Source organism: Trichocoleus sp. FACHB-40, assembly GCF_014695915.1.
In the GTDB taxonomy this organism is placed as follows: Bacteria; Cyanobacteriota; Cyanobacteriia; order Cyanobacteriales; family FACHB-T130; genus Funiculus; species Funiculus sociatus.
This window is the reverse complement of sequence record NZ_JACJPF010000118.1, coordinates 1-17,732: the sequence shown is the minus strand read 5'-3', so window position 1 is coordinate 17,732 and position 17,732 is coordinate 1. Positions and strand designations below refer to the sequence as shown.

Sequence of the window (17,732 nt, the reverse complement as noted above, 5' to 3'; positions counted from 1 at the left end):
TGTAGAGTCGGCAGTAAAACAAATTGATAGAAGGTTGAAAATTTCAGGAGCGCAGTGGTTGATGAAAAATGTTAATCAAATGCTTAAGCTTCGGTGCGCCTACCTTAACGGATCAATATCCGTTTGATGCTCAAAAGCGCAAAACCGGGATGCTCCCAACTCCTCAATCTTCCAACGGATACCACACTCGTCTTGTACAGCATCAGTGGCAGATTGAGTTAAGTTGTTGGTTGCAACAAACTCCGGGAGAGTTGGTAGAGACAGTGACCCGGAACAGTTTCACCTTCTTGTCTTTGGGAAAGCCTCGGATTTTGATCAGTTTGCCTTGGTGTAAATCCTCGGCAGTCCAAACCAGTTCATCCACGCCCTGATAAGGTTGTGTACCGCCACTATCATCCATGCGTCGATTCGTTTTGAGCGGGCAGTAATACACCTTCTCCAGTTGGTCAATCTGTGCCATCAACTTTTGAGTCGCATACCAGCTATCCATCAGCACGGTCGTAAACGGTAACTGTTTGCTGTAAACTACCCCGTTGAGCATTGCCGCCACATGGTCTAGCTTGCGAAAGTCCATCCCCATCAGGGTCATAAAGGCGATAAGCAATCACCCAAAACTGTCCTGTTTTGTCATTGGCATACACGCAGCTAATCAACCCGATGCCCCGAATTACCCGGTGTTCGTTTCCACTGTATTGCCGTCGAGTCAGCTCGATTGATGCCGAATAGCGTTTGTCTAACACCGTGTCGTCGAACAGGATATAAGCGTTCTTAGTAAATTTCCAGCAGAGGTTCTACGTTATCCCACAAGAGGCGAGGGGTCAATTTCTCGCCACGCAAGTAGCGGTTGATGCGGTCATGACCGATACCATCAAGGTGATCAGCCAAATTTGTCATGGTGTAATTGATGGGACTGCTCAGTAAATACTGGCAGTAATCTAGTGCGAGTAAAGCTCATTCCTCTAGTCTAGGGGTTGCCTCTTCAGCTCCTCGCCTACTTCTGCGTAAGTCCTGACTCTTTCAGCAACGTCTGAATTTTTGGAATTAGAGACTGTTTGCTGTCCCCTCTATTTCTTAATTCTGAAGAACTTTGAGTGGTTCTTATTTCTCCAGAATTAAGGATATAGGGGCAAAATCATACAGGATTCAGTAATGCCCAAGGAAATTAGGCTGGACTTTGAACTTTCTTACGCTTCAAACCTAAAGCTGATAAGCCAGCAACCCCTAAAGTGATCGCCATTCCCGGTTCAGGTACAGTTTCATACTCAATCTTTTCACCAGGAAGCGATGGAACAAGCGAGGATGGACGACGCAGCTTAGTTGCTTGCTCATACGCGTAGGCATAACCCAACAAGTTGGGTTCGCTGTAGGCACTTCCAAAAAAGGAGAGAGCGATCGGTAATCCATCAGAGGTAAACCCGGCTGGAACCTGCACATCAGGGAAGCCAGTCAGGTTGGCGATGTTGGTAGCTGAGGTACCAGGACTACACACATAGGTCGGGTCTACAATGCCACTCCGTGGAGCTGCTGGACATCCAGATGTCGGATAGATAATTGCATCCAGATCGTTCGAGTTTAAGACATTCAGCGTTGCATTTTTGATTAAGGCACGTCCATTGTTTAAAGCATCTAGATAGTCAGGATTGGTCAGCAGACCTCTGCCTTCTGCCTCAACCAGCCGCGCCAACACACTAGGATTCACGGGAAACTCTGAGTTAACGACTTCCGGTGATTGGCTGATCTCAATCACCTCCGCTAATGTTTTGGGATAGTCAGCCGAGAGTGTTTCTAGATAATCAGCAATCTGCGCCTTAAACTCTGTATCAGAAATGGTACTGTATACTCCTCCGCGGGCTGCCAACACCTCTGGAGGAAAGGTGACTGACTCCACAACGGTTGCCCCTAATGCTTTGATTTCCGTGATCGCCTGTTCAATCGCTTGATCAATATCAGAGTTACGTCCGAAGAAATCTCTAGCAATCCCAATGCGTGCGCCTTGGAGTGCATTTTTGTCTAAAAACTGAGTGTAATCTGTAAAAAACTTACCCTCGCTCTCTTTAGTAACTGGATCATTGGGGTCAATACCCGTCATGAAGCCAAGTGTGATGGCAGCATCAGTCACCGTTCGGGTGAGTGGACCGCCCGTGTCTAGGGTTAACGAGAAGGGAATAATGCCATCTCGACTGGTGAGACCCAGCGTGGGTTTGATGCCAACTAGCCCGTTAGCAGCAGCCGGACCGCGAATCGAGCCGCCTGTATCGGTTCCTAAACCGATTGTGCCAAAGTTGGCAGCGATCGCGGCTCCAGGACCACCGCTTGAGCCTGCCGGACCCCGATTGAGGTTATATGGATTCTTGGTTTGCCCGCCTATAGAGCTGTAGCCACCACCAAGCGCTCCCCCATGTGCCCATTCATCTAAATTAGCTTTAGCGAGAATGATTGCTCCTGCATCGCGCAACTGTTTAACGACATATGCATCATCTGGTGGAATCGATCCTTGAAGGGCAACCGAACCAGCTGTTGTAGGCAGATCAAAAGTGTCAAAATTATCCTTCAAAATGACGGGGATGCCATGTAGAATGCTTCTTGGTCCGGTGGCTTGCCGCTCTAAATCCAGTGCTGCTGCTGTTTGAAGTGCATTAGGATTGACCGTAATCAGAGAGTTTAGTGCCGGACCTGCATCATCATAAGCTTCAATTCGATTGAGATAGAGTTGAACAAGCTCCTCAGAGGTTAATGCACCTGCATCAAAGGCACGATTGATGCTAAAAACGCTGGCTTCTTGCAGGTTGAACGTGGCGCTTTGAGAAGGTTTAGCACTTAGAACAAAGAGCGCTACTGGAACTCCTAAGGCAACCGTTGTTTGCTTTGCTAATTTGAACATGTTTTATTGCCTCACACAGGTAAATACACAGCCTAAATCAACAGCCTATCGAATAGAGACAGCCACAGTTTGTGCGTTCTTGCGAGTTACGCTGGCTCCACTCCAGCAGATACCCAAATGACCAAGTGATAGTAATAAACTGCTAACCGTAACGCGGAATTGTGACTTGCGAATTTCAGCGACGATTTGACTTTTTGTCTGTAGCTGAGTTTGACGGATTTGACTCAATCCCTGATCCCGCAGTCCTTCTATTCGCTGTTCTACAAATGCTGGGTTTGCTCTTGCTTGCTGAATATTTTCTTTAACTTGCTGCAACTGTGCACGTAGTGCTTCGGTTACCTCATCTCCCTGAAGCTGCTGCTCCAGTTGTTTTAACTGCTCATCATTAGACAACAAAGCATTGACCTGACTGCGCTGCTGTTCCAGTTGGCTATTCAGGTTGCTTTCAGCACGTAATGCTTCTTTATTGATCTGCTTTGACACTTCTGCATTGATCAATCGACTGGCATTAAAATGTAGCGGTGCAAACAGCAAAAAGACAATGCCCAACAGCCCAGAGAGCAGCAGCGTCATCGTAATTAAACTGGGGCGCGATCGCTTTCTTGATTGAGTTGGTTTAGGACTATTGCCAATCCAAAGCCCCATCGACAGTAAAGCAATTCCTACCATTGATATAACCCCCCGATCAACAATCTGAGTAATCCAATTGGTTAACCATCGGCTGTTAAGTAGATTAGGCGACAGAGTAAAGCTGATACAGTCAATCAGAAATAAAACAATGAGAACGACGCCAGCAATTTTTAAGGTCTGGGCGATCGTAGATGGTGATGCACCGCGACTAGCTAGTTTCATCATCTGTACTGCTTAAAGGTTATCTTCTTGTCTTCTTTTCCAACCCCATTGGCACGTCCAAACCTAATTAACTCTATAAAAGATGGACTCTTTTTGTTGCCAAGTTAATAAGCCTGTGCATTAACTGTAGGGAGATGTCATCTGGTAGCTATTTCTCCAAATGACACACCTCCTATACGGACTTGTACAGCGTTAAGCAGATTTGCTGCTACAAGGATTGAAACACTTATGAAAATAGGACAACGGTTTCAGGTTGATATTTGTTTTGTTTCTTGCCCCGCTTGATGACCTTAACTCCAAAGGCACTGATCCCTAAAACTGCTAGTGCCGGAATCATGCCAGGTTCAGGTACCGTTTCATACTCAATTTCCTCCCCAGAAAGTGCAGGAAACAAATCTGGAGGGCGACGAGCTTTAGTCGCTTGCTCAAAGGCGTAGGCATAGCCCAATAGCGCTGGCTCACTGTAAGCCCGTCCAAAAAAGGAAATTGTCACTGGCAAGTCATCGGAGGTAAACCCTGCCGGAACTTGAATATCTGGGAAGCCTGAAATGTTTGCAATATTTGTAGGCGATAGCCCTGGGTTACACACAAAAGTGGGATCAGTTATTCCAGGAAGTGGGCTCGCTGGACAGCCTGATGTGGGATAAATCAAGGCATCGAGACTATTGCCATTCAACAAGTCTAGAGCCGCATTGCGAACTAACGCTCTGCCATTGGTAAACGCATCTATATAATCAGGATCAGTAATGGATGCACTTGCCTGCTCATTCTTAAACAAATTTAAGCGCGTTGGATACTGCTTAAAAAAGTCATCTTTTTCTGCAAGAGCAATGATGTCATCAAGATCTTTGGGATATTGATCGCCTACGGTTGCTAAGTAATCAGGAATTTGATCCTTAAACTCTGGCCATCGAACTCGTGTGTAAATCGTTTCTTTGGCTGTAAGAATATCGGGCGGGTAAAAGACAGAATCAACAATAGTTGCTCCCAACGTTTTCATTTTGGCGATCGCATTCTCAACAATCTGATCGACCTCAGGGTTACGACCAAAGAAATCACGCGCCACGCCAATTCGTGCACCTTGCAATGCGTCCTTATCTAGAAACTGCATGTAGTCTTTGAAAAACTTACCTTCGCTTCCTAGCGTTGCTGGATCAGCGGGGTCAATACCTGCCATGATGCCAAGAGTAATAGCAGCATCTTCAACGGTTCGAGTTAACGGTCCTCCCACATCAAATGACAGAGCCAGGGGAATAATGCCGTCACGGCTTGTTAACCCTAACGTGGGTTTAATTCCCACCAGTCCATTAGCCGCCGCTGGACCTCGAATCGACCCACCTGTATCACTACCCGTACCAATCACGCCAAAGTTGGCAGCGATCGCGGCTCCAGTACCACCGCTAGAGCCAGCCGGGCTGCGCTCTAAGTTATAGGGATTGCTTGTTAAACCAGCGAGAGACCCACCCGGAACGCCAGCCGCAAACTCTGACATATTTGCCTTGGCAAAGATAACAGCTCCTGCATCCCGCAGTTGCTTCACCAAAAATCCATCATCTGGAGGCACCGACCCTTTAAGAACCGCTGAACCCCCTGTTGTGGGCATATCAAAGGTGTCGTAGTTGTCTTTGAGAATGACTGGAATTCCATGCAGTGGGCTTCTCGGACCCGTTGTTTGACGCTCTAGGTCTAACGCTCTAGCAATTTCTAGTGCATCTGAGTTAACCGTGATAATTGAGTTAAGGCTGTCATCGTAAGTATCAATTCGATTGAGATATAACTCAATCAATTGCTCTGATGTTAGTGCACCTGCATCAAACGCTTTGTTAATTTCAGAAACCGTCGCTTCTTCTAGCTGAAACGTTGCTGCTAACGCACCAATTGGAAGAAGCCCCAGTGCTATTGATTGAGCCACTACTAACGTAGCTGTTTTCATCATGCTTTTAAGCACAGTTTTAACTCCTATAGTCAAGTGAATGATTGATAGAGATTGAGTTAAGCTATACGGAATCCAACTGACAAAACTAGGCTGAAGTTTGCGTTTTCTTGCGCTTCAAGCTCAAAGCTGATAACCCAATAACACCCAGCGCGATCGCCACTCGTGGCTCAGGTACAGTCTCATATTCGATCTCATCTCCAGGAAGCGCTGGGAAAAGTGATGGAGGACGACGGTGTTTAGTTGTTTGCTCGTAGGAATACCCCAATCCAATGAGTGTTGGTTCATCAAAGGGACGGCCCCAAAATTGCAGTCCTGCGGGGAGTGTATTATTGACGGTGTAACCCATTGGCACTGTGATTGCTGGAAAACCTGTGGGTGGAGCAGTGATACCGCTGTTATTACCATTTGGACTAGTTTCATCACCTACTAACCGAGGCGGATTGCTCCAGGTTGGAAAGATGAATGCATCATATTTGTTGGAATCGAGAACATCTAACACTGCCGTACGCATCACATCTCGGTTTGCCTCTGCTGTCTGACAAACTGCTCGCTGTTCAGGTGGTACATCCTCAACAGCCGCTCCAGCAATCAGGCTCTCAGTAACGGTTGGGTCAAACTTTCCAGACGCAATAATTTCGTCTAGGGATTTTACTGGAGCGTTGGGTCCAAGGCTAGCCAAATAGTTATTAATGTCGTATTCAAATCGGTTGCAGCTACCTGTAGCAGTTACCAGTGCGTCAAAGTCAGGGATCACAGTAGGCTCAACAATCGCACCCTGGGATCTTAAATCAGCGATCGCCTCATCCATTAACTTCTCAATCTCTGGACTAGCCGTTGCTGCTCTGGTACTTCCGCTGGATGGTCTAAACAACTCATCCAACACTCCCAATCTCGCTCCCTCCAAGCTGTTTTTATCGAGAAATTTGCTGTAGTCGGGAAGCGTTAGATTTTTCACCGCTTCAGTTGATGGATCGGCTGGATCGTAGCCTGCGATCGCTTCAAAAACGAGTACAGCATCTTCAACCGTTCGTGCCATTGGCCCACCAATATCACGGTAGAGATTGAGCGGGACAATGCCATCGCGGCTGGTTAGACCAATCGTAGAGCGAATACCAACCAGAGCATTGTGAGAAGACGGACCTCGAATCGAGTTACCTGTATCAGTTCCCAAGCCCACTGTTCCAAAGTTGGCCGCGACTGCTGCTCCTGTTCCGCCACTGGAGCCAGCAGGAACACGGCTCAGATCATAGGGGTTACGAGTCGTTCCTAAAATCGAACTCACACTGCGCTGAGCGCTAAAGGCAAACTCCGCCAAATTCGACTTTGCCAACACGATCGCGCCTGCATCGCGCAGCCGTTGCACCTGGAATGCATCATCAGGTGGAATCGAACCTGCAAGCGATAAAGAGCCTGCCGTAGTTTGTAGATCAAACGTATCGTAGTTGTCTTTAACAATAATTGGAATTCCATGCAAGGGGCTACGCGGGCCATAAAGCTCACGCTCTAAATCTAATGCTCGCGCTGTTTCCAATGCATTTGGATTAGTCAAAATAATAGAATTAAGTGGAGTTTCTCCGGCTTTGTCATACGTCTCAATGCGATTGAGATATAGCTGCACCAACTGTTCAGAGGTCAGTGCATCTGCATCAAATGCGCGATTAATTTCGGCGATCGTTGCTTCTTCTAATCGGAACGTTGCGGCCAACGCTTCAAAAGGAAGAAGCCCTAATGCTATCGTTTGAGCCACTACTAAAGTAGCCGCTTGCTTCATGCCTTTCAGCACAGTATTCGCTCCTATAATTCGGTGAATGATTGATATAGATTAGGTTGATGTACAAAAAACATTAGGCAAGATCAGGGTTTGCTTTGCGTTTTCTTACGCTTTAAGCCTAAAGCTGATAATCCAATAACACCCAGCGCGATCGCGAGTCCTGGTTCGGGTACGGTTTCATATTCAATTGTTTCGCCTGGTAAGGATGGAAACAGAGGTGAAGGAGCACGTAGCTTGGTGGCTTGCTCATAGGCATAAGCGAAACCTAGGAGAGTGGGTTCACTGTAATCGCGTCCCAGAAAAGAAATCGTAGTGGGCAGCCCATCCGATGTAAATCCGGCGGGAACCTGAATATCTGGAAATCCCGAAATGTTCGACAGGTTGCTTGCAGATGGACCAGCTGTACACACAAAGGTTGGGTCTACAACATTAACAATGGGACTGGCAGGGCAGCGTGCTGTGGGATAAATCAACGCATCGAATTTGTTGCTGTCTAAAATAGACTGGAGCGTATTTTTGACGTAAGGGATACCAATGGTTACAGCGTCAATATAGTCAGGATTGCTATATCCTCCGCTGGCTAAGTTTGTCTTATAAACTTCAATTCGTCCTGGATTAACTGGAGTTGTCGAGTTTGCAATTTCAGCAGATTCACTAATCGCAATCAGCTCTTCGAGAGTTTTTGGATAGTCGTCTGAAAGCGTTGCTAAGTACGTTTCAATTTGAGGTTGAAACTCTGAATCGAAGATTAAACTCGATATTCTACTTCTCTCCGTCAAAAACTCCTCTGAAAGCGTGATTGGTTCAACAACTGCTGCACCTAACTCTTTCAGTTCTTCGACCGCATAGCCAATCAGCTGATCGATCTCGACATTCCCTCCAAAGAAGTTAGTGACGACTCCAAACCGAGCACCTCTTAAGGCATCCTTCTTCAAGAATGAGGTGTAGTCGTTAAAGAATTTACCCTCACTATCTAGGGTGACAGGATCGCTAGGATCAACGCCAGTCATAATGCCCAATGCGATCGCAGCATCCGTTACAGTTCGCGTTAGCGGTCCACCCGTATCAAAAGATAAAGCCAAAGGAATAATGCCATCTCGGCTAAGAAGCCCTCGCGTAGGTTTGATGCCAACAATTCCATTGGCTGCTGCTGGCCCGCGAATCGAACCACCCGTGTCGCTTCCTGTTCCGATTACACCAAAGTTGGCTGCGATCGCCGCTCCTGTTCCACCACTAGACCCAGCTGGACCCCGATTTAACATATAAGGGTTAACCGTTTGCCCACCAAACGAGCTATAACCATTCCATCCAGCGGTGAGGGCAAACTCACTTAAATTAGCTTTCGCAAAGATTATAGCTCCTGCATCTCGAAGCTGTTTGACCAGGAAAGCATCATCAGGTGGAATCGAGCCTGCAAGCGTATCAGAACCGCCTGTAGTGGGCATATCGAAGGTGTCGTAATTGTCCTTTAAAATGACTGGAATCCCATGTAGCGGGCTTCTCGATCCAGTCACTTGGCGCTCTAGGTCTAACGCTCTGGCGATTTCCAAGGCATCCGAATTGACCGTAATGATTGAATTGAGGCTGTCATCATAGGTTTCAATTCGATTAAGATATAACCCAATCAATTGCTCAGATGTTAGCGCGCCCGCATTAAACGCTTTATTGATGCTAGAAACTGTCGCTTCTTCTAGCTGAAATGTTGCGGCTAACGCACCAATCGGAAGAAGCGCTAGCGCTATCGTTTGAATAGCTACATTAGTAGCTGTTCGCTTCATGCTTTTTAACACAGTATTCGCTCCTATAATCAGGTGAATAATTGGTGTAGCTAGGATTAGCTCTACAGAATTCAATCAACAAAATTAAGCTGGACTTCGTGCCTTCTTACGCTTCAAACTTAAAGCTGACAGCCCGAAGACACCTAAAGCGATCGCCACTCCTGGCTCTGGCACGCTTTCATATTCGATCGTTTCACCCGCTAAAGATGGAAATAGGCTAGGAGTTCGCCGATTTTGGGTTGCTTGCTCGTAGGAATAAGACAACCCAAGCAGTTCCGCTTCACTAAACGGTCGTCCTGAAAACTCAATGCCAATCGGTAGTCCAGCCGATGTGTAACCTGCGGGTACAACAATTCCTGGCAACCCAGCGATCGAGGTGAAGGGATTATCTGACTCTGGATCAGGTTGACCAATAACTCCGGGGGGCACAGTTTTCATCGGATACACAATCGCATCTAGATCTAGTGCATCCATGACTTTGAGCGTCTCATTTCTGAGGAAACTGCGCCGAGCAATCAGCTCATCATAAACTGGATTGTTTTCTAGCGATTCCACTGCATCAGAGCCAATTAGCCCACCTTCTAGCCGAGGAAGATATCTACCATCTTCAATAATCTCTGTTAGAGATTTGACGGGTGCATCAGGCCCAAGACTTTCGAGATAATCATTTAAGGCAAACTTAAACTCCAGGTTGTTAACACGGGAATTGGCAAGGAATCCAAATACGTCAAAACCCAGCGTTACATCATCAACAATTGTGGCTCCTTGCGCTTTCATGTCGGTAATCGCCGTCTCAATCACCGCTAGCCCCTCTTCATGAATTGGACCTGAACGGAACAAATCCCGAAAGACCCCAACTCGTGCGCCAGCTAAAGCATCTTTATCAAGAAGACTGGTGTAACCCCCTGCTGGAATTTGACCGATGCTCTTAGCCGTTACTGGATCGGACGGATCAAAGCCTGCAATAATATCGAGTACGATCGCTGCATCCGTTACAGTGCGAGCAAGAGGACCGGTTCGATCCTGAGTAAATGAAAGAGGAACGACCCCACCTCGGCTCACCAATCCTTCAGTTGAGGCAATGCCCACCAAACTATTGTTTGCAGCCGGATTGCGTATAGAAACACCTGTTTCAGTTCCCAAACCAATCGTGGCAAAGTTAGCGGAAATTGATGCGCCTGTGCCACCGCTTGATCCACCAGGCACGCGATCTAATGCGTAAGGGTTCTTTGTTTGTCCACCAACCGAGCTTAGCCCCGATGAACCTCTAGCAAACTCATCTAAGTTAGTTTTACCTAAGATAATTGCCCCAGCATCTCTTAACCGATCAACCACAAATGCATCATCGGGGGGAATTGAATTTTGCAGGACAGTCGCTCCCGCACTCGTTGGCAAGTCAAATGTATCGTAGTTGTCCTTTAAAAGAATTGGAACGCCGTGCAGGAGGCTTCGCGCTCCAGTGGTTTGGCGCTCTAGGTCGAGTGCTGCTGCAACCTCTAGTGCATCAGGATTGATAGTGATAATAGAGTTGAGGCTAGGCCCCTTGTCGTCATAGACTTCAATGCGATTTAGGTAGAGCTGCACTAACTCTTGTGATGTGAGTGCGCCAGCATCAAACGCCCTGTTGATGCTAGAAACCGTTGCTTCTTCAAGTTGAAAGGTTCCTGCCAACGCTCCTAACGGAAGAAGACCTAGTGCGATCGTTTGAGCTGCTACTAAAGCAGCCGTTCGCTTCATGCTTTTCAGCATTATGTTAGCTCCTATAGTTAGGTAAAAGATTTAGCGATGAAAGTACTGCATACGGTGCGTTAGAACTGTTTTGCATCAACGCAAACAACAGTTTGATTGTCAATAAGTTCTTCATAAGCTAAGGGCAATATTGTTTCGTACTGACCTCGATTTTGACCTTTACGCCGCTTGACGAATTTGATTCCAACGCTGACTCCTAGCACAGCCAAAGCTGGAATCATGCCAGGTTCAGGCACTGTTTCGTATTCAATCTCCTCTCCTGGAAGGGCAGGGAAAAGTGGTGGTGGACTACGGAATTTTGTTGCTTGTTCATAGGCGTAAGCGTATCCGAGCAACGTGGGTTCACTGAAAGCACGACCAAAAATAGAAATGGTTAGCGGCAACCCATCAGATGTGAATCCCATTGGCACTTGGACATCAGGGAAACCAGTAATGTTCGCGATGTTTCGTGCAGCAGGGACAGTTTCATCACAGATATAGGTTGGGTCTTCTACTGTGTAAATGGGAACAGCAGGACAATTTCGAGTTGGATAAATTAACGCATCAAGGCCATTACTATTCATCAGGTCTAAAACAGTTTTCCTCACAAATGGAATACCATTTTCGACCGCATCAATGTAATCGGGGTTGCTTAGCCCTCCGCTTGCCAGGTTTCGCCTGTATGACTCAATACGCCCAGGTGCAACAGAGCGATCGGAGTTTACGACATTCGGATCAGTACTAATGGCTAGAATTTCTTCCAGTGTCTTGGGATAATCTCCCTCTAAGGTGGACAGATACGTCTCAATCTGAGGTTGAAACTCTGAATCAAATATGAGTGTTGATATCCGGCTCCGCTCTTCAAGAAATTCCTCAGAATAGCTTGTCTCAACGATGGTTGCTCCTAAGTCAGCTAATTCCGCAACAGCATCATCAAATAACTGATCTACCTCGACGTTGCCGCCTAAGAAGTTTTGCAATACGCCAATACGCGCTCCTTGAAGTGCATCCTTGTCGAGAAACTGCGTATAATCCTTAAAAAACTTACCTTCGTTCTCAATCGTCACAGGGTCAGCAGGATCAATCCCTGTCATAATTCCCAAAGCGATCGCAGCATCTTCTACCGTCCTTGTCATAGGTCCTCCAGTATCGAAGGACAAGGCTAATGGAATAATCCCATCGCGGCTCAACAGCCCTAAAGTAGGTTTAATTCCAACAAGCCCATTATGAGCAGACGGGCTACGAATTGATCCACCTGTGTCGCTTCCTGTGCCGATTACACCAAAGTTAGCAGCGATCGCAGCACCAGTACCACCGCTCGACCCTGCGGGTCCACGGACCAAGTTGTAAGGATTTAACGTTTGCCCTCCAAAGGAGCTGTATCCATCCCGTCCTCCACTGGAAGCAAACTCACTCAAGTTAGCTTTAGCAAGGATAATAGCTCCTGCATCTCGCAATTGTTTGACAAGGAAAGCGTCATCTGGTGGAATTGAGCCTTCTAAGGTAATTGATCCACCCGTAGTAGGCATATCAAAAGTATCGTAATTATCTTTGAGAATGACTGGAATTCCGTGCAATGGGCTTCTTGATCCCGTTGTTTGACGCTCTAAGTCTAATGCTCTGGCAGTTTCTACTGCATTTGGATTGATCGTAATGATTGAGTTAAGAGTGTCATCATAAGTCTCAATTCGATTGAGATATAGCTCAATCAATTGTTCTGATGTTAGTGCGCCTGCATCAAACGCTTTGTTGATTTCAGAAACAGTCGCTTCTTCTAGCTGAAACGTTGCTGCTAACGCTCCTAGTGGAAGAAGCCCCAGTGCTATTGTTTGAGTCACTACTAACGTAGCCGTTTTCATCATGCTTTTAAGCACAGTCTTAGCTCCTGTAGTCAAGTGAATGATTGATGTAGGATTGGGTTGAGCTATAGAATTTTCAATGGACAGAATTAAGCTGGGTTTTGTGTTTTCTTACGCTTCAAACTGAAAGCTGATAGTCCAGCAACGCTTAATGCGATCGCCATTCCGGGTTCAGGTACAGACTCATATTCAATTTCCTCGCCAGTAAGAGTAGGAAAGAGTGTTGGCGATTGCCGATTTTGAGTTCCCTGCTCATAGGAGTAGGCGAGACTAATGAGAGTAGTTTCACTGAAGGGTCTACCAAAGAACTCAATCCCAATTGGAATCCCAATCGGCGCGGTGTCAGAAGGGGTTGAGAAACCAGCCGGAACAACGAAGCCTGGGAAACCTGTTCCCCACGCGAGAATTCCATTCCGGTCAGCTTGTGGTTCACCAACGGGAGCTACGAGGCGTTGTTGATGGGGATATACCAGTGCGTCAAACTGATATTGATCCATTAGATCAAGCAGAGTTTCCTTAAACGCTTCGCGTTGCTGTAACCGTCGTAGATATTCAGAATTTTGAAGTGGAGACTCGATTGCTTGAGCTGCTTCTAGTGAAGATTTGATTGATGGATCATAGAGACCAGATGCAATAAGTTCCTCTATCGTTTTAACAGGAGCATCTGGTCCGAGGCTAGCAAAATAGGCATTGAGTGTTTCTTTAAACTCATAGCTCGTCACCGAAAGATTGGTTGTTAACTCAGTGAAGTTAGGAATAGAAACGGGAACAACTGTTGCTCCTAAGCTTTCCATTTCCTCTAGCTCAGCATTGATAACAGAATTCACCTCAGCATGAATCGGCTCCTGTCCAAATAGATCTAAAACAACACCTAATCTGGCTCCTTTGAGACCATTCACATCTAGAAAATCGGTGTAACTTTCTGGCACTTTACCAATACTGGTAGCGGTCACTGGATCTGCGGGATCATAGCCTACCATTGCATCCAGCATTAAAGCTGTATCAGCAACGGTGCGTGTAATCGGTCCAGCCGTATCTTGGGTAAAGGAAATAGGAACGATGCCGTCACGACTGAGTAACCCTATCGTCGGACGCAATCCGACCAGACTGTTGGCAGAAGCTGGAGAGCGGACAGATTGCCCAGTATCAGAACCCGTCCCAAGCACAGCAAAATTGGCAGCGATCGCTGCCCCTGTTCCTCCACTCGATCCGCCTGGTGTTCTACCTAAGTCATACGGGTTCAAAGTCTGCCCAGCTAACGAACTGATTGTATTACCACCAGATGCATACTCAGTTAGGTTTGCTTTGGCAATAAAAATTGCCCCTGCTTCTCGCAAACGCGCTACTGTAAAGGCATCATCCAAAGGAATTGAATTTTTCAATGACAGGGATGCTGCTGTGGTGGGTAAGTCAAAGGTGTCAAAGTTGTCTTTTAGAATGACTGGAATTCCATGTAACGGGCCTCTCGGACCCGTTGTCTGACGTTCTAGATCTAATGCTCTCGCGATCTCCAGCGCATCTGGATTAACCGTAATAATTGAGTTAAGGCTGTCGTCATAAGCCTCAATTCGATTGAGATATAGCTCAACTAATTGCTCAGATGTCAATGCACCAGCACCAAACGCTTTGTTAATTTCAGAAACTGTCGCTTCTTCTAGCTGAAACGTTGCTGCCAAGGCTCCTAGTGGAAAAAGTCCTAATGCTACCGTTTGAGCAGCGACTAACATAACCGTTCGCTTCATACTTTTCAGCACAATACTAGCTCCTATAGTTAGGTGAAGAATTTAGCAATGGGAGTAGTACATACGGTGCATTACGGCAAAGCTGTAGTGCACCATTGGTGTCTTAGAACCTGTTTGCATCAACACAAACAATGGTTTGATTGCAAACAGCTTCCTCATAAGCTATAGGCAGGATCGTTTCGTACTGGCCTTGGTGTTGACTTTTACGCCGCTTGATAAATTTGATTCCAAGAGCGCTAACTCCTAGCACAGCTAATGCTGGAATCATTCCTGGTTCAGGCACAGCTTCATACTCAATCCTTTCACCAGGAAGTGATGGAACAAGTGGCGAGGGAGCGCGTAGCTTCGTTGCCTGCTCATAGTCATAGGCATAGCTGATTAGCTTTCCTTCCTCATAGGGTTTTCCAAAGAAGGAAATAGCTGTAGGTAATCCCTGTGAGCCAAACCCCATTGGCACAACAATGCCTGGGAATCCAACCGAACTATAGCCTGCTATGGTTGCAGGGCTAGGAATGCTCGATCTCACAAAGTTGGGATCATTAACAGAGTAAACCGGATTATTAATGGGAGGTGCAAAACTGGTTTGGTACGGAAAGACAAGCGCGTCTAAATCGTAGGCATCAAAGAGTGCAAGCTTTAGCTCCGTTGCTTGAGGCAACACATTCTCGATGAGATTCTTATAAGCGGGATCGTTAGTAGATGTAGCGGCGGCTCTCTTCAATAAGTCGAGAACGCTGTTCTCCACAGGAAGCGGAGATTGATTGACTTCCGTTTCGTAGATCTCGATAAACTCCTCTACGGTTTTGGGAATCTCTGGTCCAAGAGTTGCTAAATAAGCATCCCAATCCGCTTTAAAGCGGTAATCGGCGATCGTTCTAATATTAGGTCCCTGACCCCGAACAAAGAAATCAATAAATTCTGGAGAGAAGAGGACAGGATCGATGATCTCGGCTCCCAATTCTTCTAATTTGGCAATCGCCTGCTCTGCAAGCGCATCAATTTCTGGATCGCCACCAAAGAAATCACGCGAAACACCCAGGCGAGCCCCTTTCAGTGAACCTTTAACGAGAAAATTGGTATAGTCTTCAGCAATCTTTCCTTCGCTCTCAAGGGTAAGGGGGTCAGCAGGATCAACACCTGCAATGACATTGAGCAGAAGAGCCATATCCGTTACGGTACGAGCCATCGGACCTGCTGTATCAAAGGTCAGATTTTTGGGTGCAATACCATCTCGGCTGATCAGCCCTGTTGTTGGTCTCAGCCCCACAATGCCGTTAAACGATGCGGGGCCTCGCACAGAGGTACTAGTGTCGGTTCCAATAGCAAGAACACTCAAGTTGGCAGCAACAGCCGCTCCAGAACCACTACTGGACCCTCCTGTGTTGCGATTGAAATTATAAGGGTTAAGGGTTTGCCCATCGATCGTGTTGTAGCTACCGCCAGCAAATTCTCCCATTGCGGCTTTGCCTAAGATGATCGCTCCAGCATCCCGCAACGCTTGAGTGATAAAAGCATCATCAGGTGGAATAGAATTCTTCAAGATGACTGAGCCATTGGAAGTTGGTAAATCAAACGTGTCGATATTGTCCTTCAGGAGGATAGGGATTCCATGCAACGGGCTTCTAGGACCATAGAGCTGCCGCTCTAAATCTAGTGCTGCGGCTGTTTCCAAGGCATTTGGATTGATCGTTGTAATTGAATTTAGCTTAGGTCCACTATCTTCATAAGCTTCAATGCGGTTGAGATAAAGCTGCACCAGCTCCTCAGCGGTCAGTGCCCCTGCATCGAATGCTCTGTTGATTTCGGCAATTGTTGCTTCTTCTAACTCAAATGTTGCAGCTAGCACTGATATTGGTAACAACCCCATAACAAAGGCTTGAGTCATTAAAATAACCGCCGATCGTTTGATGGTTTTGAGCATGAAGCACCCCTGACAATTGATGAATGAATAACGGTGAATGAAATGAATAAGTGACCATCAAGTACTGAAAGTAAAGAATGTTAGTCTCAAAATTGCTGGATTATTTTCTTTTTGATTCCAATGGAAAACCGAGGTTGTAGAGTTTAGGATTCTAAAACCTTGTCCGCACAGGTAAGACAAATGAATTGTCAAAGCTGGCTGTTATATTAAGCCAGTTGGTACGAGAGTATTTAAGAGTACAAACAAGTCTGTTTTTGTTCTGTAGAATACAGTCTTGCAATTTTATCTAAAAGTTTTTCCAATCTCACACCAAAGGAGGATTTTGAACAGAAATTTACAGTTATGAGTTGAGAGGATGTTTGAAAAGGGTTGAGGAAGCAAACTTTATGCCTGCCTTGACACAATCTATTTGGGCGTTGCTGAAACAATAATGCTTTTTGAGGCAAAATGGAACTATTAAGCAATCTATCCCATGGTGGGAAATGAAGTGTCCAAAGTGTAACGCAACCCAGGTGTCCAAAAACGGTCATCGTAAAGGTAGACAGTGCTACAAATGCTTTTCAGTGTGGTCGCCAGTTTCTAGATCATTACCGATCCTGGCAGTATTCCAAGGATGTCAAACAACTGTGCCTGAAAATGTACCTCTCTTGTCTTGGGACTTAGAGGCATTGAACGAGTCACGGATATTCACCACACGACCATCCTGCATTGGGTTCGAGCCGCTGGTTTGTCACTACCGGATGCTCCAGAATCCGAAGAAATTCCGGAGATCGCAGACGTCGATGAGCTTCAGACCAATGTTTGCAACAAGCAGAACAAGCTATGGATTTGGACTGCGGTTAATCACTTTCAGGCGGGTATCTTGGCATGGGTAATTGGAGATCGTAGTGCAAAAACTTTCCAACCTTTATGGTTAACACTCAAATGCTTCAGGTGCTTTTTTTATGTCACCGATGGGTGGTCAGTTTATCCAATGTTTACCCTTGGATGGACACCACATCGTCAGTAAAACCTATATGACTCGTATTGAAGGAGAAAATACTCGTTTACGTCATTATCTGGCTCGATTACATCGTAAAACCCTGTGCTACTCCAAGTCAGTTGAGATGTTGAAGTGTTCGCTGCGCTTACTTCTGCATTATCAGGAGTTACGCAGTTGAACTGAAGATGCGGTAAAAGGAGGGAATGAATCCACCAAAATACACCGCTATTGAATACATCAACTTCCTGATTGGGACGCAAAAGGCATATAGTTGTAGCGAAG

At 46.3% G+C, this 17,732-nt stretch carries 9 protein-coding genes and 3 pseudogenes; 2 read left to right on the top strand and 10 right to left on the bottom strand.

What is annotated here, in order from left to right; translation table 11 throughout:
* A pseudogene (locus H6F63_RS28420) lies at positions 1-127 on the top strand (ISKra4 family transposase); the annotation flags it as partial.
* A gap of 32 nt (positions 128-159) precedes the next feature.
* Here the strand turns inward: H6F63_RS28420 and H6F63_RS30275 are convergent.
* The 10 genes and pseudogenes from H6F63_RS30275 to H6F63_RS28365 form a co-directional block, all read right to left on the bottom strand.
* Positions 160-894: pseudogene (locus H6F63_RS30275) on the bottom strand (transposase); the annotation flags it as partial.
* 268 nt (positions 895-1,162) lie between these two features.
* Positions 1,163-2,881 (bottom strand): amidase family protein, encoded by a 1,719-nt coding sequence (locus H6F63_RS28405; RefSeq protein WP_190640613.1) that lies wholly within the window; start codon positions 2,879-2,881, stop codon positions 1,163-1,165.
* A 45-nt stretch (positions 2,882-2,926) separates the two neighbouring features.
* On the bottom strand, positions 2,927-3,736 hold the full coding sequence (locus H6F63_RS28400; RefSeq protein WP_190640612.1) for an HpsJ family protein: 810 nt from the start codon (positions 3,734-3,736) through the stop codon (positions 2,927-2,929).
* Positions 3,737-3,959: 223 nt separating this feature from the next.
* Positions 3,960-5,669 carry an amidase family protein gene (locus H6F63_RS28395; protein ID WP_199298342.1) on the bottom strand — a complete coding sequence of 570 codons (1,710 nt, stop codon included), beginning with the start codon at positions 5,667-5,669 and terminating at the stop codon, positions 3,960-3,962.
* Between the two features lie 85 nt (positions 5,670-5,754).
* Positions 5,755-7,452 (bottom strand): amidase family protein, encoded by a 1,698-nt coding sequence (locus H6F63_RS28390; RefSeq protein WP_199298341.1) that lies wholly within the window; start codon positions 7,450-7,452, stop codon positions 5,755-5,757.
* Positions 7,453-7,523: 71 nt separating this feature from the next.
* A complete protein-coding gene (locus H6F63_RS28385) occupies positions 7,524-9,218 on the bottom strand; it encodes an amidase family protein (RefSeq protein ID WP_190640611.1) in 1,695 nt (564 codons plus the stop codon).
* 84 nt (positions 9,219-9,302) lie between these two features.
* The gene (locus tag H6F63_RS28380; RefSeq protein ID WP_199298340.1) at positions 9,303-10,967 is read right to left on the bottom strand and encodes an amidase family protein; all 1,665 of its coding nucleotides are present in this window, start codon (positions 10,965-10,967) and stop codon (positions 9,303-9,305) included.
* A gap of 59 nt (positions 10,968-11,026) precedes the next feature.
* The gene (locus H6F63_RS28375; protein ID WP_199298339.1) at positions 11,027-12,808 is read right to left on the bottom strand and encodes an amidase family protein; all 1,782 of its coding nucleotides are present in this window, start codon (positions 12,806-12,808) and stop codon (positions 11,027-11,029) included.
* Between the two features lie 86 nt (positions 12,809-12,894).
* A complete protein-coding gene (locus tag H6F63_RS28370) occupies positions 12,895-14,547 on the bottom strand; it encodes an amidase family protein (RefSeq protein WP_199298338.1) in 1,653 nt (550 codons plus the stop codon).
* 103 nt (positions 14,548-14,650) lie between these two features.
* Positions 14,651-16,468 (bottom strand): amidase family protein, encoded by a 1,818-nt coding sequence (locus tag H6F63_RS28365; protein ID WP_190640610.1) that lies wholly within the window; start codon positions 16,466-16,468, stop codon positions 14,651-14,653.
* Positions 16,469-16,950: 482 nt separating this feature from the next.
* On the opposite strand from H6F63_RS28365, the pseudogene H6F63_RS28360 reads away from it, so the two are divergent.
* Positions 16,951-17,628 (top strand): annotated as a pseudogene (locus H6F63_RS28360) (IS1 family transposase).
* Positions 17,629-17,732 lie beyond the last annotated feature (104 nt).